26 protein-coding genes and 1 riboswitch are annotated in these 23,538 nt (G+C 72.5%); of the genes, 17 read left to right on the forward strand and 9 right to left on the reverse strand.

Translation table 11 applies throughout. From position 1 onward, the window contains the following. The first annotated feature begins 17 nt into the window (after window positions 1–17). Genes uraD through OHA68_RS30110 form a run of 6 tightly spaced genes read left to right on the forward strand, consistent with a single transcriptional unit; the run spans window position 18 to window position 4,371 of the window. Window positions 18–527: a 2-oxo-4-hydroxy-4-carboxy-5-ureidoimidazoline decarboxylase gene (gene uraD / locus OHA68_RS30085; RefSeq protein ID WP_327103277.1), complete on the forward strand. Its 510-nt coding sequence runs from the start codon at window positions 18–20 to the stop codon at window positions 525–527. Continuing rightward, window positions 524–823, forward strand: a complete 300-nt coding sequence (uraH, locus tag OHA68_RS30090) for a hydroxyisourate hydrolase (RefSeq protein WP_327103278.1) — start codon at window positions 524–526, stop codon at window positions 821–823. The genes uraD and uraH overlap by 4 nt, the downstream gene beginning before the upstream one ends. Then, window positions 824–1,684: a factor-independent urate hydroxylase gene (gene pucL, locus OHA68_RS30095; protein ID WP_327103279.1), complete on the forward strand. Its 861-nt coding sequence runs from the start codon at window positions 824–826 to the stop codon at window positions 1,682–1,684. Window positions 1,685–1,688: 4 nt separating this feature from the next. Next, window positions 1,689–2,549 (forward strand): FAD binding domain-containing protein, encoded by an 861-nt coding sequence (locus OHA68_RS30100; protein ID WP_327103280.1) that lies wholly within the window; start codon window positions 1,689–1,691, stop codon window positions 2,547–2,549. Beyond that, window positions 2,549–3,022, forward strand: a complete 474-nt coding sequence (locus tag OHA68_RS30105) for a (2Fe-2S)-binding protein (RefSeq protein WP_327103281.1) — start codon at window positions 2,549–2,551, stop codon at window positions 3,020–3,022. The genes OHA68_RS30100 and OHA68_RS30105 overlap by 1 nt, the downstream gene beginning before the upstream one ends. 5 nt (window positions 3,023–3,027) lie before the next feature. Further along, window positions 3,028–4,371: an 8-oxoguanine deaminase gene (locus OHA68_RS30110; RefSeq protein WP_327109573.1), complete on the forward strand. Its 1,344-nt coding sequence runs from the start codon at window positions 3,028–3,030 to the stop codon at window positions 4,369–4,371. 135 nt (window positions 4,372–4,506) lie between these two features. Here the strand turns inward: OHA68_RS30110 and OHA68_RS30115 are convergent, their stop codons facing one another. After that, window positions 4,507–5,655, reverse strand: coding sequence for a winged helix DNA-binding domain-containing protein (locus OHA68_RS30115; protein ID WP_327103282.1), 1,149 nt, complete (start codon window positions 5,653–5,655; stop codon window positions 4,507–4,509). Between the two features lie 137 nt (window positions 5,656–5,792). Between OHA68_RS30115 and OHA68_RS30120 the strand changes: the two genes are divergently transcribed. The 3 genes from OHA68_RS30120 to alc are packed head-to-tail and all read left to right on the forward strand — an operon-like array spanning window position 5,793 to window position 9,243. Beyond that, a complete protein-coding gene (locus OHA68_RS30120) occupies window positions 5,793–6,935 on the forward strand; it encodes a glycerate kinase (RefSeq protein WP_327103283.1) in 1,143 nt (380 codons plus the stop codon). A 55-nt stretch (window positions 6,936–6,990) separates the two neighbouring features. Then, complete coding sequence (gene allB, locus OHA68_RS30125; RefSeq protein WP_327103284.1) at window positions 6,991–8,298, forward strand: allantoinase AllB; 1,308 nt, start codon at window positions 6,991–6,993, stop codon at window positions 8,296–8,298. Beyond that, window positions 8,299–9,243, forward strand: a complete 945-nt coding sequence (gene alc / locus OHA68_RS30130) for an allantoicase (protein WP_327103285.1) — start codon at window positions 8,299–8,301, stop codon at window positions 9,241–9,243. Between the two features lie 172 nt (window positions 9,244–9,415). Here alc and pknB read toward each other — a convergent pair whose 3' ends face one another. The 4 genes from pknB to OHA68_RS30150 form a co-directional block, all read right to left on the reverse strand. Then, window positions 9,416–11,320, reverse strand: coding sequence for a Stk1 family PASTA domain-containing Ser/Thr kinase (pknB, locus tag OHA68_RS30135; protein WP_327103286.1), 1,905 nt, complete (start codon window positions 11,318–11,320; stop codon window positions 9,416–9,418). Window positions 11,321–11,610: 290 nt separating this feature from the next. Then, window positions 11,611–12,366, reverse strand: coding sequence for a thiazole synthase (locus tag OHA68_RS30140; RefSeq protein WP_189143371.1), 756 nt, complete (start codon window positions 12,364–12,366; stop codon window positions 11,611–11,613). After that, complete coding sequence (thiS, locus tag OHA68_RS30145) at window positions 12,359–12,559, reverse strand: sulfur carrier protein ThiS (RefSeq protein ID WP_327103287.1); 201 nt, start codon at window positions 12,557–12,559, stop codon at window positions 12,359–12,361. The genes OHA68_RS30140 and thiS overlap by 8 nt, the downstream gene beginning before the upstream one ends. Beyond that, window positions 12,556–13,806, reverse strand: a complete 1,251-nt coding sequence (locus OHA68_RS30150; RefSeq protein ID WP_327103288.1) for an FAD-dependent oxidoreductase — start codon at window positions 13,804–13,806, stop codon at window positions 12,556–12,558. Before OHA68_RS30150 ends, thiS begins: the two co-directional genes overlap by 4 nt. Next, a riboswitch (TPP riboswitch) is annotated at window positions 13,797–13,913 on the reverse strand. It overlaps the preceding gene by 10 nt. Before the next feature lie 59 nt (window positions 13,914–13,972). Between OHA68_RS30150 and OHA68_RS30155 the strand changes: the two genes are divergently transcribed. Genes OHA68_RS30155 through thiE form a run of 3 tightly spaced genes read left to right on the forward strand, consistent with a single transcriptional unit; the run spans window position 13,973 to window position 16,172 of the window. Next, window positions 13,973–15,136 carry an NAD(P)/FAD-dependent oxidoreductase gene (locus tag OHA68_RS30155; RefSeq protein ID WP_327103289.1) on the forward strand — a complete coding sequence of 388 codons (1,164 nt, stop codon included), beginning with the start codon at window positions 13,973–13,975 and terminating at the stop codon, window positions 15,134–15,136. A gap of 30 nt (window positions 15,137–15,166) precedes the next feature. Continuing rightward, complete coding sequence (locus tag OHA68_RS30160) at window positions 15,167–15,541, forward strand: Rv2175c family DNA-binding protein (RefSeq protein ID WP_327103290.1); 375 nt, start codon at window positions 15,167–15,169, stop codon at window positions 15,539–15,541. Then, entirely contained in the window at window positions 15,519–16,172 is a 654-nt protein-coding gene (thiE, locus tag OHA68_RS30165; RefSeq protein WP_327103291.1) for a thiamine phosphate synthase, read from the forward strand. The genes OHA68_RS30160 and thiE overlap by 23 nt, the downstream gene beginning before the upstream one ends. 108 nt (window positions 16,173–16,280) lie before the next feature. Here the strand turns inward: thiE and OHA68_RS30170 are convergent, their stop codons facing one another. Then, entirely contained in the window at window positions 16,281–17,348 is a 1,068-nt protein-coding gene (locus OHA68_RS30170) for a polyprenyl synthetase family protein (protein ID WP_189143376.1), read from the reverse strand. A gap of 104 nt (window positions 17,349–17,452) precedes the next feature. On the opposite strand from OHA68_RS30170, the gene metF reads away from it, so the two are divergent. Both metF and OHA68_RS30180 read left to right on the forward strand, forming a co-directional pair. After that, window positions 17,453–18,376: a methylenetetrahydrofolate reductase [NAD(P)H] gene (metF, locus tag OHA68_RS30175; RefSeq protein ID WP_327103292.1), complete on the forward strand. Its 924-nt coding sequence runs from the start codon at window positions 17,453–17,455 to the stop codon at window positions 18,374–18,376. Between the two features lie 27 nt (window positions 18,377–18,403). Next, window positions 18,404–19,006: a mycothiol-dependent nitroreductase Rv2466c family protein gene (locus OHA68_RS30180; RefSeq protein ID WP_327103293.1), complete on the forward strand. Its 603-nt coding sequence runs from the start codon at window positions 18,404–18,406 to the stop codon at window positions 19,004–19,006. A 132-nt stretch (window positions 19,007–19,138) separates the two neighbouring features. Here OHA68_RS30180 and OHA68_RS30185 read toward each other — a convergent pair whose 3' ends face one another. Together OHA68_RS30185 and OHA68_RS30190 are read right to left on the reverse strand one after the other, a co-directional pair. Next, the gene (locus OHA68_RS30185; RefSeq protein WP_327103294.1) at window positions 19,139–19,720 is read right to left on the reverse strand and encodes a GNAT family N-acetyltransferase; all 582 of its coding nucleotides are present in this window, start codon (window positions 19,718–19,720) and stop codon (window positions 19,139–19,141) included. 29 nt (window positions 19,721–19,749) lie between these two features. After that, window positions 19,750–20,226 (reverse strand): YbaK/EbsC family protein, encoded by a 477-nt coding sequence (locus tag OHA68_RS30190; protein WP_327103295.1) that lies wholly within the window; start codon window positions 20,224–20,226, stop codon window positions 19,750–19,752. Between the two features lie 97 nt (window positions 20,227–20,323). On the opposite strand from OHA68_RS30190, the gene OHA68_RS30195 reads away from it, so the two are divergent. Then, the gene (locus OHA68_RS30195; protein ID WP_327103296.1) at window positions 20,324–21,157 is read left to right on the forward strand and encodes a L,D-transpeptidase family protein; all 834 of its coding nucleotides are present in this window, start codon (window positions 20,324–20,326) and stop codon (window positions 21,155–21,157) included. Window positions 21,158–21,233: 76 nt separating this feature from the next. On the opposite strand, the gene OHA68_RS30200 is transcribed toward OHA68_RS30195, so the two are convergent. Then, window positions 21,234–21,884: a TetR/AcrR family transcriptional regulator gene (locus OHA68_RS30200; protein WP_189139903.1), complete on the reverse strand. Its 651-nt coding sequence runs from the start codon at window positions 21,882–21,884 to the stop codon at window positions 21,234–21,236. Window positions 21,885–21,979: 95 nt separating this feature from the next. On the opposite strand from OHA68_RS30200, the gene OHA68_RS30205 reads away from it, so the two are divergent. Both OHA68_RS30205 and OHA68_RS30210 read left to right on the forward strand, forming a co-directional pair. Further along, window positions 21,980–23,179, forward strand: a complete 1,200-nt coding sequence (locus tag OHA68_RS30205) for a cytochrome P450 (protein WP_327103297.1) — start codon at window positions 21,980–21,982, stop codon at window positions 23,177–23,179. A gap of 6 nt (window positions 23,180–23,185) precedes the next feature. Beyond that, window positions 23,186–23,377, forward strand: a complete 192-nt coding sequence (locus tag OHA68_RS30210) for a ferredoxin (protein ID WP_189139905.1) — start codon at window positions 23,186–23,188, stop codon at window positions 23,375–23,377. The last annotated feature ends 161 nt before the right edge of the window (window positions 23,378–23,538 follow it).

Genomic DNA, 23,538 nt, shown 5'->3' on the forward strand with positions numbered 1-23,538 from the left:
GTGTGTCTACTCGTGTCATGCCCAACACGCCCCCCGGCCTGGCCGGCTTCAACGCCCTCGACCCGGGCGACGCGGAGAAGGAGCTGCTCTCCTGCTGCGCCAGCCACGCCTTCGCCGAGGCGGTGGCCGCCCGCCGCCCGTTCCAGGACGCGGCCGCGCTCGCCGACGCGGCCGGCGCGGCGGTGCGCGAGCTGACCTGGCCGCAGGTCCTGGAGGCGCTGGCCGCGCATCCGAGGATCGGCGAGCGGGCACGCGGCCCCGCCAAGGAGTCGGCGTGGTCCCGGCAGGAGCAGTCCGGCGTCGAGGAGGAGCTGCGCGCGGCCCTGGCGGAGGGCAACCAGGCCTACGAGCGGCGCTTCGGCCACGTCTACCTCATCTGCGCCACCGGCCTGACCGGCGGCGAGATGCTCCGGCGGCTGCGCGAGCGACTGGCCGCCGACGAGGAGGGCGAGCGGCGCACGGTCCGCGAGGAGCTCGCGAAGATCACCCGGCTGCGCGTCGGCAAGCTGGTGGGGGAGGCCGGATGAGCTTCTCCACGCACGTGCTGGACGCGGTCACCGGCCGGCCCGCCACCGGGCTGCTCGTCCGGCTGGAGCACGAGGGCCGGGTGGTCGCCGAGGGGCGCACCGACCGCGACGGCCGGATCGGCGGCTGGGAGCCCGAAGCGGGCGTGCACCGGGTCGTCTTCGACACCGGCGGCTATCTGACGGACACCTTCTATCCCGAGGTCGTCATCACCTTCACCGTGACCGACCCCGGCGACCACTATCACGTGCCGCTGCTGCTCAGCCCGTACGCCTACTCCACCTACCGAGGGAGTTAGATGTCGATCGTTCTCGGACCCAACCGCTACGGCAAGGCGGAGACCAGGCTGGTGCGGGTCGTCAGGGACGGCGGCCGCCACCACATCAAGGACGTCAACGTCAGCTCCAGCCTGTCCGGCGACATGGCGGCCGTGCACCTGACCGGCGACAACGCCGCCGTGCTGCCGACCGACACACAGAAGAACACCGTGTACGCCTTCGCCAAGCGGCACGGCGTGGACCAGATCGAGGACTTCGCGCTGCTGCTGGCCCGGCACTTCGTCGAGACGCACCCGACCATCCGGCACGCCAGGGTGGAGATCGAGGAGTATGGCTGGGACCGCCGGGGCGAGCACTCCTTCGTCCGCCGAGGCGGCGAGGTGCGCACCTGCGTGGTCCACCACGACGCCGACGGCCGCACCACCGTGGTATCGGGGCTCAAGGACCTGGTCGTGCTCAACTCGACCGGCTCGGAGTTCCACGGCTTCCTCACCGACGAGTACACCACCCTCCAGCCCACCACCGACCGCGTCCTGGCCACCGCGGTGACCGCCCGCTGGCGGCACACGGGCGGTGGGCGGGACTACCTCGGCTCCTACGACGCCGTACGGGACTGCCTGGTCCAGGCGTTCGCCGAGACGCACAGCCTGTCCCTCCAGCAGACCCTGTACGCGATGGGTGAGCGCGCGCTGACCACCCGCGCCGAGATCTGCGAGGTCAGGCTGGCGATGCCGAACAAGCACCACTTCCCGGTGGACCTGTCGCCGTTCGGGCTGGACAACGACAACGAGGTCTTCTTCGCGGCCGACCGTCCGTACGGGCTGATCGAGGGCAGTGTGCTACGGGAGGACGCCCCTGATGCCGGATTCGCCTGGGAGTAGAGCGATGGACTTCTTGCGGCCCACGACGTGGGCGGAGGCGCTGGCCGCCAAGGCGGACCAGCCGGACGCGGTGCCCCTCCAGGGCGGCACCGACGTGATGGTGGAGATCAACTTCGCCGTGCGCCGCCCGGTGGCGCTGCTGGACCTCACCCGGGTGGCCGAGCTGGCGACCTGGTCGGAGCAGGACGGGCGCTACCGGGTGGGTGCGGCGGTGCCGTACAGCACGATCATCGGTGAGCTCGGCGGCGCGCTGCCGGGACTGGCGCAGGCGGCGCGGACGGTCGGCTCGCCGCAAATCCGCAACCGCGGCTCCGTCGGCGGGAACCTGGGCGCGGCCTCGCCGGCGGGCGACAGCCATCCGCCGCTGCTGGCCGCCGACGCGGTGATCGAGGTGGAGTCGCGGGACGGCGGCGTCCGGCTGATCCCGGCGGCGGAGTTCTATCTCGGCGTCAAGCGCAACGCGCTGCGCCTGGACGAGCTGATCAGGGCCGTCCACGTCCCGGCGGCGAGCGGTCCGCAGTACTTCTCCAAGGTCGGCACCCGCAACGCGATGGTGATCGCGGTCTGCTCGTTCGCGGTCGCGCTGCATCCCGGGGACAGGCGGGTCGGCACCGGGCTGGGCTCGGCGGCGCCCACGCCGCGCCGGGCGCTGGAGGCAGAGGAGTTCCTGGCCGGTGAGCTCGACTGGGACGCGCCGCTCGACCCGGCGGTGCTGCGCCGCTTCGGCGAACTGGCCGCGCGGGCCGCCTCGCCGATCGACGACGTACGCGGCACCGCCGGCTACCGCACGCACGCCATCAGTGTGATGGCCCGCCGCACGCTCACCTGGGCGTGGCACGACCATCTGGGAAGGAGGGCCGCCTGATGCGCGTCAGCTTCGTCGTCAACGGCCGCGAGGAGACGGCCGACGACGTATGGGAGGGCGAGAGCCTGCTGTACGTCCTGCGCGAGCGGCTCGGCCTGCCCGGCTCCAAGAACGCCTGTGAGCAGGGCGAGTGCGGATCCTGCACGGTCTACCTGGACGGCGCGCCGGTCTGCGCCTGCCTGGTCGCCGCGGGGCAGGCCGACGGGTGCCAGGTGCGGACCGTCGAAGGGCTGGCCGAGGGGGACCGGCTGGATCCGCTGCAGGAGGCGTTCGTGGAGTGCGGCGCGGTGCAGTGCGGCTTCTGCACGCCCGGCCTCATCGTGCAGGCGCACGACCTGCTCGAACGCGTGGCTCGGCCCTCGGACGCGGAGATCCGCGAGGCCCTGGCGGGCAACCTGTGCCGGTGCACCGGCTACGAGAAGATCCTGGACGCCGTGCGGCTGGCGGCCACGCGGAAGGCGGAGTCCAGGTGACGCTGATCGAGAATGTGCACATCGCGCCGGTGATCGGACCCGAGATCGAGTCCGGATATATCCGCATCGAGGGGGATCGGATCGCCGAGCTCGGCCCCATGGCGCAGTCGCCCGGCGCGCCGGGGACGACCCGGATCGACGCGACCGGCTGCCTGGCCACCCCGGGCCTGGTCAACACCCACCACCATCTCTACCAGTGGGCCACCCAGGGGCTCGCCCAGGACGCCACCCTGTTCGAGTGGCTGGTCGCGCTGTACGAGGTGTGGGCCGCCATGGACGCCGAGGTGGTGAAAGGGGCCGCGTCGGCGGGCCTCGGCCATCTGGCGCTGTCCGGCTGCACCACCTCCAGCGACCACCACTACATCTTCCCCAAGGGCCGCGGCGACCTGTTCGCCGCCGAGATCGAGGCCGCCCGCGAGCTGGGCCTGCGCTTCCACCCCGCGCGCGGCTCGATGGATCGCGGGCGGTCGGCGGGCGGGCTGCCGCCGGACGTCGTCGTGGAGGAGCTCGACGAGATCCTCGCCGCCACGGCCGAGGCCGTCGACACCTACCACGACCCCTCCTTCTCCTCCATGCTGCGCGTCGCGGTCGCGCCCTGCTCGCCGTTCTCGGTGAGCGCCGACCTGATGACCGAGGCCGCCCGGCTCGCCAGGGACAAGGGCGTACGCCTGCACACCCACCTGGCCGAGACCCTGGACGAACAGGAGCACTGCCTGGAGCAGTTCGGCATGCGGCCGGTCGACTACATGGACAAACTCGGCTGGCTCGGCCAGGACGTGTGGTTCGCGCACGCGGTGCACCTCAGCGACGGCGACATCGCCAGGTTCGCCGCCACCGGCACCGGCTCGGCGCACTGCCCCTCCTCCAACGGACGCCTGGGGGCCGGCATCGCCCGGGTGTCGGAGATGCTGCGGCGCGGCGCGAACGTCGGGCTCGGCGTCGACGGCAGCGCCTCCTCCGAGCTGACCACGATGGCCGGGGAGATGCGGCAGGCGCTGCTCTTCCAGCGCGCCAGGTACGGGCCGAAGGCGCTGTCGGCCCGGCAGGCGCTGGAGCTGGCCACGCTCGGCGGCGCCCGCAACCTCGGCCGCCAGGACGAGCTCGGCTCGCTGGAGCCGGGCAAGCTGGCCGACCTGGCGCTGTGGCGGGTGGACGGCCCGTTCACGGCGGCCGTCGACGACCCCGTCTGCGCGCTGGTCTTCGGGCCGCAGCCGCCGCTGGCCCGGCTGCTGGTGGGCGGGCGCACGGTGGTGGAGGACGGCGAACTGCGCACCGTCGCGCACGACGCCACCGGCCGGGCGGGCGCCGAGGCCCACCGCCGCCTGATGCGCCTGGCCGCCGACCGCTAGGACCGCGCCTGCCCGCCGGACCGCGCCTGCCCGCCGGACCGCGCCTGCCCGCCGGACCGCGCCTGCCCGCCGGACCGCGCCCGCCCGCCGGACCGCGCCCGCCCGCCGGAGCGGGCGCTGGGTTCGTCCCGAAAGTCAGCTCGACAGCTCCCGTTCCAGCGGGGTACGGAAACGAGGAGTGACCGTGATCCCGCCGAGCCACGCGGCCAGCCCGGCCACCTCGGCCTCGATCGCCGCCCTGGCGTCCGCGCCCACGTCCGTCAGCGGCCGCCACGCGAGCTCGCCGTCGGGCCGCTGGGCCCAGCCGCCCACCACCTCGCCGTTCCACCACACGGTCGGTCCCACGTTGCCGGTGCGGTCGAACAGCTCGGCCCGGTGAGCCCGCGGCAGATACCAGTCGCGGGCCTGCCAGCCCATCGGCGTCGGATCGAGCGCGGGCAGCAGCGCGGCCCACGGCTCAGGGTCCGGCACCTCGCCCAGGTCGTCGGCCAGGACGAGGCCGGTGCCGTCCGCCAGCTCGACCTCGACCGCGCCGGTGGCGGCCAGCGCCTCGCGCACCTGGCCCAGCGACCAGCCGGTCCACCACTTGAGATCGGCCTCCGTGCCCGGCCCGAACGCGGCCAGCCACCGCCGCACCAGCTCCGCCCGCGCCTCGTGCGCCGCGAGCTCGGCCGGCGGAGGGCTGACGCCCCACCGGTGCAGGCCGCTGATCCACGTGCCGGCCGGGCGGCCCCGCCGCACCAGCCTGCCCTCCATGGCCATGACGTTCAGCAGGCGGCCGCCCACGCTCTGCGTCCCCTCGTAGGGCTTGCCCACCGCCACCCTGAACTGCTCGCGCAGCCGCGGCTCCAGCCCGCCCAGCTCGCTCGCCGTCGCCTCGCCCACCTCGGCCAGCGAGCGCAGCACCGAGCCGGCCACGTCGTCCAGCCACGCCTCGTCCCTGCCGTTCTCGCTGAGCACCTTCACCAGCGACCTGCGCTCCCGCACCGCGATCGCCCGGGTCGAGGAGTGCTGCACGACAGGCACCAGGTCCGCCGGGACCACGAACATCGTGCGCCGCATGCCGGTCATCCGGGTCAGCGTGCGCTCCTCGTACAGCGCCCGCTCGACCGGCTCGGGGCCGGGCGCGGTCAGGCGCGCGCCCGCCGACAGGAACACGGTGGCGGGGTCGGTGGCGTGCAACGCCACGACCGCCCATGCCGCCTCCTCGACGCTCGCCGCCTTGCGCGCCAGCCGGTGCCGCACGCCCAGCCGGGCGCGCCTCTGCGCGGTGGAGATCCGCACGAACCCCCTCCTTTCGATTCGGTACGGCGGAGCCTAGACGAGGTGGGCCGTGGGCGGTTCGGGGCGATCAAGGCCGAGGTGTGATGATGGGGCATGGCCGGCCCCGGTCCCCGTGTCGTCTCGTGTGGGAGTGCGCAGTGGTTGAGCATGTGCTTGTCGCCCCGGACAAGTTCAAGGGTTCGCTGACGGCGGCCGAGGTCGCCGCCGCCGTGGCGGGGGCCCTGGCGGTCCCGGCGGTCGAGCTGCCCGTCGCCGACGGCGGTGACGGCACCGTCGACGCGGCCGTGGCCTGCGGCTTCACCCGCGTCACCCGAACCGTCACCGGCCCGACGGGCGAGCCGGTCGAAGCGTCCTACGCCAGGCGCGGCGACACCGCCGTGGTCGAGCTCGCCGAGGCGTCCGGCCTGCGCCGGCTGCCCGGCGGCCCCGAGCCGCTGACCGCCACCAGCCACGGCACCGGCGAGCTCGTCGCCGACGCCGTCCGGCAGGGCGCCACCCGCGTCGTGCTCGGCCTGGGCGGCAGCGCGTGCACCGACGGGGGAGCGGGCCTGGTGCGGGCACTCGGCGCCCGCTTCCTCGACGCCGCCGGCGCCGACCTGCCGCCCGGCGGGGCCGCGCTGCGCGACCTGGAGCGCATCGACATCTCCGGCCTCCTGGACCTGTCCGCCGTGGAGTTCGTCGTCGCCTCCGACGTGGACAACCCGCTGCTGGGCCCGCACGGCGCGGCGGCCGTCTACGGCCCGCAGAAGGGCGCCACCCCGGACCAGGTACGCGTGCTCGAAGCCGCGCTGTCCCGCCTGGCCGCCATCGCCACCCGCACCCACGGCCTGGTCGGCGCGGTCGAGCACGACGACCGGCCGCGCCCCATGGGCGTCGCCGGAGCCCCCGGCGCCGGCGCGGCGGGCGGCGTCGGCTTCGCCGCGCTGGCCTTCCTGCACGCCGACCTCCAGCCCGGCATCGAATACCTCCTCGACCTGCTCGGCTTCAACGACCTCGTCAGGGGCGCCCGGCTGGTGATCACCGGCGAGGGCTCGCTCGACGAGCAGTCGCTGCGCGGCAAGGCGCCCGTCGGCGTCGCCCAGGCCGCCGCCAAGGCGGGCGTCCCCGTGGTCGCGGTCTGCGGCCGCCGCACGCTCAGCGACGCCGACCTCCAGGCGGCGGGCATCACGGCCGCCTACGCGCTCACCGACCTGGAGCCCGACCCCGACCGCTGCATGGCCCAGGCCGCCGCGCTGCTGCGCGACCTGACGGCCCGCCTGGCCGCCGACCACCTGGCATGACCATCACCCCCGGACCCGGCGCCGTAGCGGTGCCCGCGAGAAAGACGGTGCCCTCGTGACCGGATACGACCTGGTCATCAGGTCGCGCAGGACCGTGACGGCCGGCGGGGAGCAGGCCCTGGCCGTCGCCGTCCAGGACGGCAGGATCGCGGCGCTGCACGCCTACGACGCGGCGCCGCCGGCGGCAGAGGAGATCGACCTGCGGGACCTGGCGCTGCTGCCCGGCCTGGTCGACACGCACGTGCACGTCAACGAGCCCGGCCGTACCCACTGGGAGGGCTTCGCCTCCGCCACCAGGGCCGCCGCCGCCGGAGGCGTCACCACCATCGTCGACATGCCGCTCAACTCGCTGCCGCCCACGGTGAGCGTGGCGGCGCTGGCGGCCAAGGTACGCGCCGCCGAAGGGCAGTGCCACGTGGACGTCGGGTTCTGGGGCGGGGCCGTGCCGGCGAACGTCAAGGAGCTCAGGGCGCTGCACGAGCAGGGCGTCTACGGCTTCAAGTGCTTCCTGTCGCCGTCAGGGGTGGAGGAGTTCCCCTCGCTCACACCGTCGCAGCTGCGGGCGGCGATGACGGAGATCGCCGCCTTCGACGGCCTGCTCGTCGTGCACGCGGAGGATCCGGCGCTGCTGACCGAGTGCGACGGCCCGACGTACGAGCAGTTCCTGCGGTCGCGGCCGGGCGCGGCCGAGCGGAGCGCGGTCCAGCGGGTGGTCGAGCTGGCCCGCGAGACCGGCGTACGGGCGCACATCCTGCACGTCTCCAGCGCCGAGTGCCTGGACGTGCTGGCCAGGGCCCAGGCGGACGGGGTGCGGATCACCGCCGAGACCTGCCCGCACTACCTGACGCTCGACGCCGAGCAGGTCCCCGAGGGCGACACGGCCTACAAGTGCTGCCCGCCCATCCGCTCGGCCGCCAACCGCGACCTGCTGTGGGAAGGGCTCGCCGGTGGCGTGCTGAGCTGCGTCGTCTCCGACCACTCGCCCTCCACCCCCGACCTCAAGGTGCCCGACTTCGCCGCCGCCTGGGGCGGCGTCGCCTCCCTCCAGCTCGGCCTGCGGGCGGTCTGGACCGAGGCGTCCCGCAGAGGGCACGGGCTCGGCGCGGTGGTCCGCTGGATGTCGGCCAACCCCGCCGCGCTGGCCGGGCTGGCGGGCAAGGGCGGGATCGAGCCCGGCAAGGACGCCGACCTCGTCGCCTTCGACCCGGCGGTCACCGAGCCGGTGGACGTCCGGCGGCTGCACCACAAGAACCCGGTCACGCCCTACCACGGCCGGGTCCTCAAGGGCGCCGTCCTGACCACCTGGCTCCGGGGCCGGCCTATCGACGGCACACCGTACGGAAATCTGCGCTTTGGAGATTAGATGCACTCCTTCACCAGCCTGCCCGACCTCGCGCTGCGCAGCCACGGCGGCTCGGTCGTCGCCGCCAGCGACGAGTCCTTCGCCGACAAGGAGTGCCTGATCCGGCCCGGACGTCCCGCCTTCCAGGCGGAGACGTTCGGCAGCAAGGGGCAGGTGTACGACGGCTGGGAGACGCGCCGCCGCCGCGAGCCCGGCCACGACTGGGCGCTGGTACGACTCGGCATGCCAGGGGTGATCCGCGGCGTGGTGATCGACACGGCCTGGTTCAAGGGCAACTATCCGCCGTACGCCTCCGTCGAGGCGGCCGAGGTGGCGGGCCACCCGTCACCGGCCGAGCTGGCGGCGGCCACATGGGTGGAGATCGTGCCCAGGAGCGCGCTGGGCGGCGACGCCGAGCACCACTTCAAGGTCGACGGGGAGGGCCGCCACACCCACGTGCGGCTGAACATGTTCCCTGACGGCGGCATCGCCCGCCTGCGGGTGCACGGCGAGGCGCGGCCGGACCTGTCCGTGTACGACGGGCTCGGCCTCGACCTGGCGGCCCTGGCCAACGGCGGCCTGGTGACCGCCTGCTCCGACGAGTTCTACTCCTCGCCCAACCACGTCCTGGCGCCCGGCCTGGCCCGCCACCAGGCCGAAGGGTGGGAGACCGCGCGCCGCCGCGGCGCGGGCAACGACTGGCTGGTCATCCGCCTGGCCGGGCGCGGACTCATCCGCCTGGCCGAGATCGACACCACGAACCTGCTGCACAACGCCCCCGGCTGGGTGTCGCTCACCGGACTCGACGGCGACCGGGAGACGGAGCTGCTGCCGAAGACCAGGCTCCAGCCCGACACCCCGCACCGCTTCCGCCTCCGGCACACCGAGCCGGTCGGCCAGGTGCGCGTCGACATCTACCCCGACGGCGGCCTGGCCAGAGTGCGCCTGCACGGCATCCTGGCCTGAACGGCGTCCCTTCTGGGCCGCGTCACCTTGAGCGGCGCCACCCCCTGAGCGGCGTCACCTTGAGCGGCGCCATCCCCTGAGCGGCGTCACCCCCTGAGCGGCGTCACCTTGAGCGGCGCCATCCCCTGAGCGGCGTCACCTTGAGCGGCGCCGCCCGGCTTGAGCAGCGGGGTCACTGCCAGAGGTAGACCTCCGAGCCGGGCGGACGCTCGCTGCTGGGCGCCGGGCGCTGGTAGCGCACGACGCCGCTGTTGCCCAGGTTGCGCACCCGCACCTGGAAGCCCTGCGCCTGCAGCTCGGCCTTGGCGTCGTTGATGTTCTTGCCCATCACCTGGGGCACGATCCGCGACTCACGCTCGCCACCGTTCTCCTGCCCGCCGTCATCGTTGTCGCGGCCCCACCACTGCCAGAAGTCCTGCTGGCAGCGGGCCACCGTGATCATGGCCGGCGCGCCCTTGTCGACCTCGGACTTGGCCTTGGGCGACTGCGCGATGACGGTGCACGGCTCGGCGTCGTCGTCGACCTCGGCGACCTGCACCGCGAAGCCCTGCTGGCCGAGGAAGGCGGCGGCCTCGTCCTTCGGCATGCCGCCGACGTCCGGCATCACCATGCCGGCGCTCACGTAGAGGTCGACCTTGGCGCCTTCCTTGACCTTGTCGCCCACCTGGGGCGAGGTGCGGATCACCGTGTTACGGGCGATCTCGAGGTTCTGCAGGCGCCTGACCTTGGCCACGGTGAGCCCGGCGGTGGCGATCGCGTTGCGGGCGTCCTGCTCGGACATGCCCTGGACCTTGGGCACCAGCACGCGCTTCGGCCCCAGCGAGGGCACCAGCGTGATGGTCTGCCCGCTCTCGACCTCGGTCTTGGGCGCCGGATCCATCTCCAGCACCAGCCCCTCGGCCACCTTCTCGCTGTGTTTGCCCGCCACCTTGACGATCTTGAAGCCGAGCGTGCTGGCGTTCTGCTCGGCCACCGCGATGTTCTTGCCGACCAGGTCGGGCACGGTGGCGTAGCTCCGCTGGGAGAAGTAGAGCCCCGTCGCCGCCACCGCCACCACCATGACGGCGGCGAGCACCACCAGGAACCAGTTGACCCGGAACCGGTCGCGGCGCGGCGGCGGCGCCTCCTCGATCCGCGGCTGGATCATCGTGTGGGCGGGCGCGGCCCGCGGCGGCATCGTGTGCGGCCGGGAGTGCTGCGGCGAGCGCGACGCCGGCGGGTCCGTCAGCCGGGGCAGCATCCGGTGCACCTCCACGGCGGCCACCAGCATCGCGGTCGCGTCGGCCGGGCGGTCCTGCGGGTCGCGGGCCGTGGCGTGCGCCACCAGCGAGTCGATCAGCCGCGGCACGTCGTGCACCACCGACGACGGCGCCGCCACGGTGTCGTGCACATGCCGGTAGGCCACCGACATGGGCGTCTCGCCGTCGTAGGGCTGCTGGCCCGTCACCAGCTCGAACAGCATGATGCCCGCGGCGTAGACGTCGCTGCGCACGTCGGCGCCGCCGGTCGTCACCTGCTCGGGCGACATGTAGCCGATCGTGCCGATCATCACGCCGGTGCGGGTCTGGTTGGTCGCCTCGATCGCCCTGGCCAGGCCGAAGTCCACGACCTTGACCCGGCCGTCGTCGGTCATCAGCACGTTCTCGGGCTTGACGTCACGGTGGACGAGCCCGGCCTGGTGGGCCGCGCCGAGCGCCGCGAGCACCGGGATCATGATCTCCAGTGCCTCTCGGGCCGGCACCCTGCCGCGCTCGCGCAGGATGTCGCGCAGTGTCTTGCCGGGCACGTACTCCATCGACAGGTAGACGACGTCGTTGTCGGTGCCCTGGTCGAAGACGTGCACCACGTTGGGATGGGAGAGACTGGCCACCGACTTGGCCTCGCCGATGAACCTGCGCACGAACGCCGGGTCCTCGGCGAGCGAGCGATGCATGACCTTCAACGCGACCGTCCGGTCCAGCCGGACGTCCAGCGCGAGGTAGACGGTCGCCATACCGCCCCGGGCGATCAGGGACTCGATGCGGTAGCGCCCATCGAGCAGCCGGCCGACCAGAGGGTCCGCTGTCGTCGTGTCCACCCCGCCGAGTTTACGGGCGTTTCGCCCTCGGGAGGGCCTGACCATCCGAAACCGATGCGGACCCGTGCCCGTTCCGGGGTTTCCCGGCGAGTCCTCCGGAGCCGCACGTGGTTTCAGCGGTCAGTGCCGGCCTCACAACCGGCGGTGACCGCGCTGGTCAGCGGCAGCGACAGAGGGCCGGCCGCTGGGGCGAGCAGCGTGGCCGGCCGTGCCGTCAGAGGTTGACCGTGCCGTCAGAGGTTGACCGTGACCTCAGAGGCTGGCCGTGACCTCTCAGGTTGGCCGTGACCTCAGGGGGTCAGCGGGGACGAGGCTTCGGCGTAGCGCCGTCGCGGGATGCGGCCCGCCTGCCACGCCTGCCGGCCGGCCAGCACCGCGCCCTTCATCGCCGTCGCCATCAGATCCGGCCGCTGTGCCCTGGTGACCGCCGTCGCGAGCAGCACGGCGTCGCAGCCGAGCTCCATCGCCAGGGCGGCGTCGCTGGCCGTGCCGATGCCCGCGTCGAGGATCACCGGCACGCCGGCCGCCTCCACGATGAGCTCGATGCTGTGGGGGTTGCGGATGCCGAGCCCCGAGCCGATCGGCGAGCCGAGCGGCATCACCGCCGCGCAGCCCGCCTGCTCCAGCCGGCGGGCGAGCGCCGGGTCGTCGCCGATGTACGGCAGCACCACGAACCCGTCGGCCACCAGCCGCTCGGCCGCGTCGAACGTCTCGATCGGGTCCGGCAGCAGGGTCCGCTCGTCGGCGATGACCTCCAGCTTGACCCAGTCGGTGCCGAGCGCCTCCCTGGCCAGCCGCGCCGTCAGCACGGCGTCGCCGGCGGTGAAGCAGCCCGCCGTGTTGGGCAGCACCCTGATGCCGCGCTCGCGGAGCACGTCCAGCACCGAGCCGCGGGCACCGGGGTCGAGCCGCCGCATCGCCACCGTGGTCAGCTCCGTGCCGGACGCCGCCAGCGCGGCGTCGAGCACCTCCAGCGAGGGCGCGCCGCCCGTGCCCATGATGAGCCGGGAGGAGAACTTCTCCCCGGCGATGATCAGATCATCCACCTTGCACCGCCGTCAGCACCTCCACGCGGTCGCCCTCGCGCAGCGCCGTGGTCTCCCACGAGCTCCGCGTGACGACCTCACCGTTCACGGCCACCGCCACACCGGTGGTGGCCGCCGTCAGATTCTGTACGGCCTGCGCCACGGTCATGCTGTCAGGCACCTCGTGCGCGGCCCCATTGACCATCAGTTTCATGAAATATCCCGGAATCTAGCGGGTGAGCACAGTGTCGCGAGATCGGCATCCTCGCCCTGCACGATTGCGGCCGTGACGGGAGTCAGCAGCACCCCGCCGCGGAAGTGCCCGGTGGCCAGGGTGAGGCCCGGCGTCCCGCTCGGCCCGATGATCGGCAGATTGTCCGGTGTCCCCGGGCGCAGCCCCGCCACCACGTCGGCCACCTCCAGCTCGGTGACGCCCGGCACCAGCTCCCTGGCGTCCCGCAGCAGCTCGTACAGGCCGCCCGCGGTCACCCTGGTGTCGAAGCCCAGCTCCTCCTGGGTGCCGCCGACCACCAGCTCCCCGTCGCCGCGCGGCACCAGATAGACCGGCGTCCCATGCACCAGGCCGCGCACGCACCGGCCGAGCAGCGGCTGCGCCGAACGCAGCCGCATGATCTGCCCCTTGACCGGACGTACCGGCACGTTCGCCAGCTCGCCGCTCCACGACCCGGCCGCCAGCACCACCCGCTCGGCCGGGATCTTCCCAGGGCTCGCCGGCGGCGCCAGCCGTACGCCGGTGACCCTGTCGCCGTCGCGCAGCAGCTCGCTGACGCGCGCCGGCACGAGCGGCACGCCGCGCCGCTCCAGGGCGGCGAGCAGCGCCGCGGTGACGCGGCGGGGGTCCACCCAGGCGTCGGTGGCGGCCAGCAGCCCACCGCGTACGGAGGGCGCCAGCATCGGCTCCAGGCGGCGGCACTCCCGGCCCGTCAGCCGCTCGACCGGCAGGCCCAGCTTCTCCATGAAGGCGGCCAGCTCGCCCAGCGCGGCCAGATCGTCGGCCCCGAACGCCACGTCGAGCATGCCATCGGCCCGCAGATCCAGCCCAGCCCTGGCAGCGGCGGAAATCCCCCCGCCGAAGAAGCCTCCGGCCGAGTCGGTTCCTCCGGTCGTGCCGGCGCCGCTCGTTGCCTCACCCCCGTCACCGGCCCTGGTGGCTCCGTTCGGGAGGGGGCTTGGGGCGGACGCCGGGTCGTGCGGGGGCAGGGCGGCGTCGGCGGCGAGTTCGGCGGCGAAGGCGGGCCAGCGGCTCAGGGAGGCCAGGCCGAGCCTGAGCAGGGGCTCCTCGGTGTAGGTGACCTCGCTGACCGGCGCCAGCATGCCCGCCGCGGCGTGCGAGGCGCCGGAGGCCGGGGCGGGATCCACCACGGTGACCGGACGGCCCTCGCGGGCCAGGCGCCAGGCGATCGACAGCCCGATGATGCCGGCTCCGACGACCACATCCATGGTCCGCTCCCTTCGCCGGCATGACCCGGATCAGGTGTCTTGCGGTCGAAGGCCCGGTTAAGCCTTCCTCTCAGCCCGGTATCGGCCGGACTCCCGCGCGTCTTACGTCCCCCACCTTACGGCCTCGACGCGACGACCCGGCACGCCCCCCGTTATGGTCATTTACGTGAATCGTGTCGTGGTGGTAGGAGCGGGTCTGGCGGGCGTGCGCAGCGTCGAGGCGCTGCGTGCGCGGGGCTTCGACGGCAGGATCACGTTGATCGGTCAGGAGCGGCACCGGCCCTACGACCGCCCACCCTTGTCGAAGGCCGTGCTGCTCGGCGACTCCGACTCCAGCTATGTCGACTCCGACCTGTCCGCGATGGGGATCGACTTCCGGCCCGGCGTCTCGGCCAAGGCGCTGCGCGCGGACGCGGTGGAGACCACCGAGGGCGAGCTCGCCTACGACGGGCTGGTCATCGCCACCGGGACCGAGCCGATCACCCTGCCCGGTGACGGCCCCCAGCACGTGCTGCGCACCCTGGACGACTCCCTGGAGCTGCGGGCGAGGCTCGTTCCCGGCGCCCGCGTGGCGGTCATCGGCGCGGGCTGGATCGGCGCGGAGGTGGCCACGGCCGCCCGCCGGGCCGGGTGCGCGGTGACGGTGATCGAGGCGTCCTCCGCCCCGCTCGCGCTCGCGGTCGGCGCCGAGATCGGCGCCCGCACCTTGAGCTGGTACGACGACATCGACCTGCGGCTCGACACCATGGTCGGGTCGGTGGACGAGGGCGGCGTGGAGCTGGTCGGCGGCGGGTTCGTGCAGGCGCACGTGGTCGTCGCCGGGATCGGCGTGCGCCCGGCCGTCGAATGGCTGGCCGACGCCGACATCGACCTGCACAACGGCGTCGTCACCGACGAGCACCTGCGCACCTCGATGCCGGGCGTGGTCGCGGTGGGCGACTGCGCCGCCTGGTGGTCGCGCCGCTACCAGGCCAGGCTGCGCGTGGAGCACTGGGACACCGCGCTGAGCGCGCCCGAGGTCGCCGCCGCGACCCTGCTGGGGGAGAAGGCGGTCTACGACCCGGTCCCCTACTTCTGGTCGGAGCAGTTCGGCCACATGATCCAGTACGCGGGCCACCATCCGGCCGGCCGGCGGCTGCTGTACCGGGGCACTCCGGAGGGCAAGTGGTCGGCCTGCTGGCTCACCGACGAGGACACCCTGGCCGCGGTGCTGTCCGTGGACCGGCCCCGCGACCTCGTCCAGGGACGCCGGATCATCGACGCGGGTCACCGTCTGGACACGGAACGCCTGGTCGATCCAGACGTACCCCTACGAGATTGTGTTGTTTGAGCAAGCACGGCGTGTGGTAGTTGTGGTTTCGTGACGCTTTCTGTTGCACAGATCGACCGGGAGACCGACCAGCTCGTTGACGAGTGGCTCACTCTCCCCGAAGTGGCCCAGCGCCTGGGGCTTCCCCTGGGGCGGGCCAAGCAGCTCCTCAAGGATCACAAGCTGCTCGGCGTAAGGCGGGGCAGCGGCGGGCCACAGGTGCCCGCGGTGTTCCTTGAAGGAAAGGACGTGATGAAGGGCCTCCCCGGCACACTCACCGTGCTGCAGGACGCCGGCTACGACGATGTCGAGGCGCTGCGCTGGCTCTTCACCCCCGACGACTCGCTGCCCGGTTCGCCCGTCCAGGCGATCCAGGCCGGTCGTCATACAGAGGTGAAACGGCGTGCCCAGGCCCTCGCTTTCTGACGCTCGCCTCTACCTGTGCACCGATGGTCGGCGCGACCGTGGTGACCTGGCCGACTTCCTCGACGCGGTCCTCACCGCGGGCGTGGACATCGTCCAGTTGCGGGAGAAGGGACTCGAGGCGCGCGAAGAGCTCGCGCTGCTCGAGGTCTTCCGTGACGCCTGCGACCGGCACGGCCGGCTGCTGGCGGTCAACGACCGGGCCGACATCGCCTACTCCGCCCATCCAGACGTGCTCCACCTGGGGCAGGACGACCTTCCTGTGACCGTCGCGCGAGAGATACTCGGCGACGACATCATCATCGGACGGTCCACCCACTCCACCGCCGAGGCATCCGCCGCGGCTGTGGAGGAGGGCGTCGACTACTTCTGCTGTGGCCCGATCTGGCCCACGCCGACCAAGCCCGGCCGGCACGCGCCCGGACCGCCGCTGCTCCGGCACGCGGCGTCGCTGGGCGTGGACCGGCCGTGGTTCGGCATCGGCGGCATCGACCTGGCCAACCTGGACGAGGTCATGTCGTACGGCGTGTCCAGGGTCGTGGTCGTGCGCGCGATCACCGACGCGGAGGACCCGGGCGCGGCCGCGGCCGAGTTCGCCAAGCGGCTCACCGGGGCCCGGCCCGCCTCGCCGTAGCGCCGAGACGGCCGAGCCCTTCGCGGGGCTCGGCCGTACTGGCCCAGGGAGCCCGTCGCGCCGTACAGGTCCGGGGAGTCCTTCGCGGGGCTCGGCCGCTCGTGCTGGTCAGGTTCTGCGGGAGGTGGCCGCGACGGCGAGGTCGGCCAGGGCGGCGCGGGCCTCGGGCGTGATCGGCGCCTGTTCGAGTGCGGCGAGCGCCTCGGTCAGATAGTCGCCGATCAGGTCCTCGCACTCCCGCAGCGCGCCGGTGCCCTCGATGATCTCGCGCAGGGTGGCCACGCCCCGCTCGTCGAGGTGCCGGTCGCCGAGGAGGCCGCGGACCGTGCTCGCCTGGTGTGCGGAGGCGGCGGCCAGCGTGCGGGCCACGAGCATCGTCCGCTTGCCCTCGCGCAGGTCGTCTCCCGCCGGCTTGCCGGTCCTGGCGGGGTCTCCGAACACGCCGAGGATGTCGTCACGCTGCTGGAAGGCGATGCCGACCCGGGTGCCGTAGGCGGTGCACAGCTCGTCCATCCACGGCTCCAGCTTGCCCGCGGCCAGCACCAGGCCGAGCCGCAGCGGGTGCTCGACGGAGTATTTGCCGCTCTTGTAGAGCGCGACGCGCAGGGCCGACTCGACGGTGTTCTCGCCGGCGGCCTGCTCCAGCAGGTCCAGATACTGCCCGCACATCAGCTCGGTGCGCATGTGGTCGTGCACCGGCTGGGCCGCCGCCAGCGACTCCGGAGGCAGGCCGCTGGTGCGCCACATCTCGCCCGACCAGATCAGCAGCAGGTTGCCCAGCAGGATCGCGGCACCCTCGCCGAACTGCTCGGCCGAGCCCTGCCAGCCGGACTTCCCGTGCAGCGTCTCGAAGCGGCGGTGCGCGGCCGGCATGCCCCTGCGCAGGTCGCTCTTGTCCATCACGTCGTCATGCACGAGGGCGCTGGCCTGCAGCAGCTCCAGCGAGGCCGCCGCGGTGAACACGCCGGGCTCGTCGGTGCCGCCGGCGGCGCGCCAGCCCCAGTAGCAGAAGGCGGGGCGCAGGCGCTTGCCCCCTGACAGCAGGTCCGCCGCGGCCGTGCGGAGCGGCTCGAACTCGGCTCCGCCGGGGGTGTGTAGCTGCCGTTCGACGAACTCCCTCAGGCGACGGTCCACCTGGGCGCGCAAGTCGTCCATGTTCGCGGCATCTGTGCTCATGCCTTGAGACTAGTGGCCGGGCATCGGCGGCAGGAGAGCGCCTCATATCGGCTGATTCCTCTGCGGCGGGAGGTGCCGGCCGGGCAACGGGTAACCTTGGTCGCATGGCGCTTGGTCGACCCTCCGTCCTCCCCGATCGTGTTCCCACCGTTCGCGAGCTCCTCGCCGCGGGCGGGCGGTCGTTCTCCTTCGAGTTCATGCCGCCCAAGACCGACGAGGGGGAGCGGCAGCTGTGGAAGGCGATCAGGGAGCTGGAGTCGCTGCGGCCGACGTTCGTCTCGGTGACCTACGGCGCCGGCGGGTCCACCCGTGACCGCACGGTCGACATCGTGGAGCGGGTGACGCGGGAAACCACGCTCACGCCCGTCGCCCACTTCACCGCCGTCGACCACTCCATCCGGGAGCTGCGCCACCTGATCGGCCGCTTCGCCGACGCCGGCGTGCGCAACATCCTCGCCGTGCGCGGCGACCCGCCCGGCGACCCGCTGGCGGAGTGGGTCAAGCACCCCGAAGGCGTCCTCTACGCCGAGGAGCTGGTCCGGCTGATCCGCCAGGCCGGCGACTTCTGCGTGGGCGTGGCCGCCTTCCCCTACAAGCACCCGCGCTCGCCGTCCATCGAGTCCGACACCGAGCAGTTCGTGCGCAAGTGCCAGGCCGGCGCCGACTACGCGATCACGCAGATGTTCTTCCAGGCCGAGGACTACCTGCGGCTGCGTGACCGGGTCGCGGCACGCGGCTGCGACACCCCGATCATCCCGTGCATCATGCCGGTGACCCAGCTGAGCACGATCGCCCGTTCGGAGCAGCTGTCCGGCGCGCCGTTCCCGCCCGACGTGGCGGCCCGGTTCGAGGCCGTCGCCGACGACCCGGCGGCGGTGCGCAGCCTCGGCATCGACCACGGCGCCGAGCTGTGCCAGCGGCTGCTCGACGAGGGCGCGCCGGGCATCCACTTCATCACCTTCAACCGCTCCAGCGCCACCCGTGAGGTGTTCCAGCGCCTGCAGCCCGCATCGGTGCTGTCGGGCTGATCCCGGCGCCGGGTGTTGACTGGTGGGATGAAGGCTGACTTCTGGTTCGACCCTTCGTGTCCGTACACCTGGCTCACCTCCCGGTGGCTGCTGGAGGTCGCGAAGGTCCGCCCGGTGGAGATCCACTGGCACGTGATGAGCCTGTCGGTGCTCAACGAGGGCCGCGACGACGATCCGGAGAACGATCCCGAGGGTTATCTCTGGGTGCCCGCCCGCATCGCCGCCCTCGTACGGCATCGCTTCGGTGGCGAGGCGCTCGGGCGCTTCTACACCGAGCTGTGGAGCGGCAGCGGCGACGATCAGGACTGGCTCGGCGACTTCCGGCGAGCGCTGTCCGCCGCCGGGCTCCCCGCCGACCTCGCGGAGGCCGGCCAGAGCGACGCCCACGACGATCTGGTACGCGCCTCGCACGCCGAGGGGATCTCCCTGCTCGGCGAGCACATCGGCACCCCGATCTGCGCGGTCACGGGCGCGGCGGAGGAGCGGATCGTCTTCTTCGGCCCGGTCATCTCCCGCCTGCCCACCGGTGAGCAGGCCGGGCGGCTGTGGGACGGCACGCTGCTGGTGGCGGGCACCCCGCACTTCCACGAGCTGAAGGGCCGCGCGCACGAGGAGCCGCGGCTTTCGTGAGGGCTCGGGGTAGCCACCCGCCCGCAGGGGGACCGGGCGGGTGGCGTCGGGGAAGGTGGGCAGAGAGTAAAGGATGTGTCGCTCTCTGTTATCGGAGATGCCCGCTGACGTGCGGGTTCAATCCTCCTCAGGTCATGCGCGGGTCAGGGGGAGCGGCCTGCCGACGATGGCGTACTCCTCGTAGCCGCCCGGGAAGACGTACCTGCTCAGCAGGTCGGTGAAGCCCAGGCTGGCGTAGAGGTGGCGGGCGGCCGTGGGGCGATCGTGGGTGGACAGGACGGCGGAGCGCTCGCGGCGACCGGCGCACAGCGTCCTGATCATGGCCCGGCCGATGCCCTTGCCCTGGTAGTCGGGGTGAACGTGGATCTCGGCCAGCTCGAAGGCGTGCCCCAGCCAGGCGTCGGCCACCTCGCGGCCGGCGCGGTCCGTCAGCTCCCGGTGGACGACGTCGTGCCACCACTGCCCCGGCGCGCCGCGGAACCCGTAGGCGAACCCCACGATCCGGGGCTCCGCCGTCCCCCGGACACCGAACGGCGCATCACGCCATTCCGCGAAATAGCACTGGAAATAGGGATATATCCCATGATTTCGCATGATGGCCTTGCGGCCGGGGAGCTGGTCCGCGGGCGGACGCATGGCGGCGCTGTAGATGTCGATCACCGTGTCCAGGCGTTCGCCGAACTCGATGGGTCCCGCGCCGCGAAACTCGATCACGGTCGAACCCTACTCCCGCCCGCCGCGCGTCACTCGACCTCGACGGGTGTGCCGCCGGTGATGCGGACGAGCTCGTCGAAGGTGGTCGGGAAGACGGTGTGCGGGTGGCCTCCGGCGGCCCACACCTCCTCGTGCTTGCTCAGCCAGTTGTCCACCAGCGTGCGCACCGGGGCCGGATGGCCGACGGGAGCCACGCCGCCGATCGGCTGCCCGGTGGCCTCCCTGACGAACTCCGGCGTCGCTCGCCGTACCTTCTGGACGCCCGCCGTGCGGGCGATCAGCTCCACGTCCACGCGGTGCGCGCCGCTGGTGAGCACCAGCAGTGGCGCGCCGTCGGCTTCGAAGATCAGGCTGTTGGCGATGGCGCCGACCTCGCAGCCGACCTGGGCCGCGGCGGCGGCCGCCGTGGGCGCCTTCTCGGGCAGCACCACGATCTCACCTGCGGCCCCCAGACTCCGGAGCGCAGTTTCCACACGTATCGCGTTAGCGGGCAACTTCTCGGGCATGCGGACACTCTAAACACATTGACCGGCGGTTTACGTTCTTGGCGCTGGTATGTAGAGTCTTTTGATTCGGTTGGTAATGGTTTGAGAGGTGGTACTGGTGGGAGTTCATCGGCTGCCAGGACTGACCGCTCTCCTCGCGGCGGGAGTCGTCGCCCTCGCCGGCTGCGGCACCCAGGCGTCATCGCCGGCCGCGGCGAGCACACCGAGCCCGGTGAGCGCGACGAGCCCGGTGAGCGCGACGAGCGCGACGAGCGCCGGGGGTCAGGCGGGGTCGGTCGCTCCGGTCATCGCGCCGGACAAGAAGCTCAAGCTGGGCGCGAAGGGCAAAGAGGTCTCCTGGCTGCAGCGCCGCCTGAGGGAGCTGGGTTACCGCCCCGGGAAGGCAGACGGCCGCTACGGTGGCACCACGCTGGCCGCGGTGTGGGCGTTCCAGAAGGTCAACGGCATCCGGCCGACCAGCACCATCGGCCGCGCCACCTGGTCGGCCCTGGAGGCCCCCAAGTCGCCCAAGGTCCTGGTCAGGAACGGCAAGGCGACCCGCGCCGAGGTCAACCTCACCCAGCAGCTCATGGTTCTGTACGTGCGCGGCAAGGTGGAGCTGATCACCCACGTCTCCTCGGGCAGCAACATCCCCTACTGCGAGACCGCCGACTGGCAGGGCAGGCCGCAGCGCTTCTGCGGCTCGGCCAGCACCCCGACCGGCGATTTCCGCACCACCTGGCGCCGGGACGGCTGGCACCGGTCCTATCTCGGGCAGCTCTACAACCCGATCTTCTTCAACGGCGGCATCGCCTTCCACGGCGCGCTGTCGGTGCCGCTCTACCCGGCCTCCCACGGCTGCGTCCGCATGCCGATGAACGTGGCCGAGGAAGTCCCCGGCCTGGTCGGCACGGGCGTCCCGGTGCACGTACGAGGTAAGTTCCGCCGCTGAGCCCGCTGAGCCCGCTGAGCCCGCTGAGCCCGCTGAGCCCGCTGAGCCCGCTGACGCTCGCGGGCGCCCGCGAGCGTCAGCGGGCGGGGGCGGTCAACGGTGGCTCGGGCCTTTCGGCCGCTTCCAGGTCGCGCAGGCCGCGGACGCTGACGTCGATGGCCCGGTGCAGCGCCTCCCACACCTGCTCGCGCGAGTCGCCCCTGGTGAGGGTGGCCATGGCGGTCAGCTTGACCGCGCCGATCAGGGAGCCGACCGCCGCGGCGCACTGCACGAGGTCCAGCTCGCCGGGGTAGGCCTCCTGGAGCGCCCGCGCGAGCCGCAGCTGGTTGCCGAACAGCGTCTGCAGCGCGCGGGCCTGAAGCGCGGGCACGGTCATGATCAGACCAAGTCTGGCCTGCGCCTCCTCCACGCCGTCGAAGCCCTCCTCGGCCGTGGCCGAGTCCAGGCTGCCGCCGGCGACCCGGATCAGCAGGTCCGCCACCGGCTCTCCCGGCCGTCTGTCCCGGACCCGGGCCAGGACCTCTCGCATGCGCTCCGGCGCGTCGTGCAGGACCACGTCCTCCTTGCTAGCGAAGTAGCTGAAGAACGTCCGCGTGGAGACGTCGGCCTCGGCGGCGATCTCCGCGATCGTCGTCTCCTCGTATCCCTTGTCCTGGAAAAGCCGGAGCGCTGCTCGTACCAACGCCTGGCGTGTGCGCTGCTTCTTGCGCTCCCGTAGGCCCACCATGGGACGAACTGTACTGCATCGACTTATCTATTTCACTTGTTGTAATTTTGCACTTGATGTTGTTTTCTAGGGGCAGACCGCGAGAGGAGATCCAGATGACCGACCTGACCCTCACCTTCGAGCGCGAACATCCCCTCGACCCGCCCGAGGTGTACACCCGCATCCGGCAACAGGACGCCGTACACCGCATGACCTACAGCGACGGCCACCTAGGCTGGCTGGTCACCGGCTACGCCGTGGCCCGCGCCGTGCTCGCCGACCCGCGCTTCAGCAATCGTCCCGAGCTGACGCACCCGCCGCTCCCCAGCCGGATGGAGCTCGCCCAGCAGATGCGCGAGCAGGAGCTCAAGGTGCCGCCCGGCTTCTTCCTGCGCATGGACGCGCCCGAGCACACCCGCTACCGCAAACTGCTGACCGGCCAGTTCACCGTCCGGCGGATGAAGCAGCTCGAGCCGAGGATCCACGAGATCACCGAGTCCTGCCTGGACGCCATGGAGGCCGCGGGGCCGCCGGTGGACCTGGTGAGCGCCTTCGCGATGCCCATCCCGTCGCTGGTGATCTGCGAGCTGCTCGGCGTGCCGTACGAGGACAGGGCGCAGTTCCAGGAGGACACCAAGATCCTGATCGACCTGGACGCCAAGGGCCAGGACGCGATGGACGCGCTCACCAGGATCTCCGCCTTCCTGTACGGGCTCATCCAGCGCAAGCGCGCCGCCCCCGGGGACGACCTCATCAGCGGCCTGGTGGCGAGCGGCGAGCTGAACGACGAGGAGCTGACCGGCGTCGCGGTCCTGCTGCTGGTCGCGGGGCACGAGACCACCGCCAACATGATCGCGCTCGGCACCTACGCCCTGCTCACCAACCCCGGTCAGCTCGCCGCCATGCGCGACGACCCGGCCCAGGTGAACAACGGGGTCGAAGAGCTGCTCCGCTATCTCACCATCATCCACCTCGGTCCCATCAGGACCGCTCTGGAAGACGTCGAGCTCGAAGGCCGCCTCGTCAAGAAGGGCGACTCCGTCACCCTGCACCTGCCGATCGTCAACCGCGACCCCTCCCGCTTCCCGGGCGGAGATCGCCTCGACGTCACCCGCGAGGCCACCGGTCACCTGGCCTTCGGGCACGGCATCCACCAGTGCCTCGGCCAGCAACTCGCCCGCATCGAGATGCGCATCGCCTACGGTGCGCTGTTGCGCCGGCTACCTGGCCTAGGCTTGGCGGTACCACCTGAGGAGGTGCCCATGCGCTCGGACATGAGCATTTACGGAGTCCACCGCCTCCCTGTCACCTGGTAGGAACGCATGGAGATCAAGGCCAACACCCAGCTGTGCATCGGAGCGGGCATGTGCGCGCTCACGGTTCCGCAGGTGTTCGACCAGAGCGATGATGAAGGGCTGGTCGTCCTCCTGGAGCCGAACCCGTCCGCGGACCTGGAGGAGGCGGTGCGCCGCGCCGTCAACCTCTGCCCATCGGGAGCCATCTCGGTCGACTGAGCCACCCCCGCCGGCCGCCGTCGCCCCGCCACCCGCGCGGCGACGGCGGCCGGCGCCATCCCACCCCCGCCCTGCGCCCCTGTCGCCATCCAGTCCACTCGGCCTGCCCCCTGCCCCCTGGAGCCCCGCTCCTGGCGTCCCGCGCGTAGTTCGGGCCGCGG

The organism is Nonomuraea glycinis, from assembly GCF_035920485.1.
Lineage (GTDB): Bacteria > Actinomycetota > Actinomycetes > Streptosporangiales > Streptosporangiaceae > Nonomuraea > Nonomuraea glycinis.

What these genes read in the sequence shown, in the direction of transcription:
- OHA68_RS30205 (WP_327103297.1), top strand. Translation starts at nt 21,980, where the DNA reads ATGACCGACCTGACCCTCACCTTCGAGCGCGAACATCCCCTCGACCCG.
- thiS (WP_327103287.1), bottom strand. Translation starts at nt 12,559, where the DNA reads ATGAAACTGATGGTCAATGGGGCCGCGCACGAGGTGCCTGACAGCATG.
- OHA68_RS30190 (WP_327103295.1), bottom strand. Translation starts at nt 20,226, where the DNA reads ATGCCCGAGAAGTTGCCCGCTAACGCGATACGTGTGGAAACTGCGCTC.
- uraD (WP_327103277.1), top strand. Translation starts at nt 18, where the DNA reads ATGCCCAACACGCCCCCCGGCCTGGCCGGCTTCAACGCCCTCGACCCG.
- OHA68_RS30210 (WP_189139905.1), top strand. Translation starts at nt 23,186, where the DNA reads ATGGAGATCAAGGCCAACACCCAGCTGTGCATCGGAGCGGGCATGTGC.
- OHA68_RS30105 (WP_327103281.1), top strand. Translation starts at nt 2,549, where the DNA reads ATGCGCGTCAGCTTCGTCGTCAACGGCCGCGAGGAGACGGCCGACGAC.
- OHA68_RS30180 (WP_327103293.1), top strand. Translation starts at nt 18,404, where the DNA reads ATGAAGGCTGACTTCTGGTTCGACCCTTCGTGTCCGTACACCTGGCTC.
- pucL (WP_327103279.1), top strand. Translation starts at nt 824, where the DNA reads ATGTCGATCGTTCTCGGACCCAACCGCTACGGCAAGGCGGAGACCAGG.
- uraH (WP_327103278.1), top strand. Translation starts at nt 524, where the DNA reads ATGAGCTTCTCCACGCACGTGCTGGACGCGGTCACCGGCCGGCCCGCC.
- alc (WP_327103285.1), top strand. Translation starts at nt 8,299, where the DNA reads ATGCACTCCTTCACCAGCCTGCCCGACCTCGCGCTGCGCAGCCACGGC.
- OHA68_RS30170 (WP_189143376.1), bottom strand. Translation starts at nt 17,348, where the DNA reads ATGAGCACAGATGCCGCGAACATGGACGACTTGCGCGCCCAGGTGGAC.
- OHA68_RS30150 (WP_327103288.1), bottom strand. Translation starts at nt 13,806, where the DNA reads ATGGATGTGGTCGTCGGAGCCGGCATCATCGGGCTGTCGATCGCCTGG.
- OHA68_RS30200 (WP_189139903.1), bottom strand. Translation starts at nt 21,884, where the DNA reads ATGGTGGGCCTACGGGAGCGCAAGAAGCAGCGCACACGCCAGGCGTTG.
- metF (WP_327103292.1), top strand. Translation starts at nt 17,453, where the DNA reads ATGGCGCTTGGTCGACCCTCCGTCCTCCCCGATCGTGTTCCCACCGTT.
- OHA68_RS30100 (WP_327103280.1), top strand. Translation starts at nt 1,689, where the DNA reads ATGGACTTCTTGCGGCCCACGACGTGGGCGGAGGCGCTGGCCGCCAAG.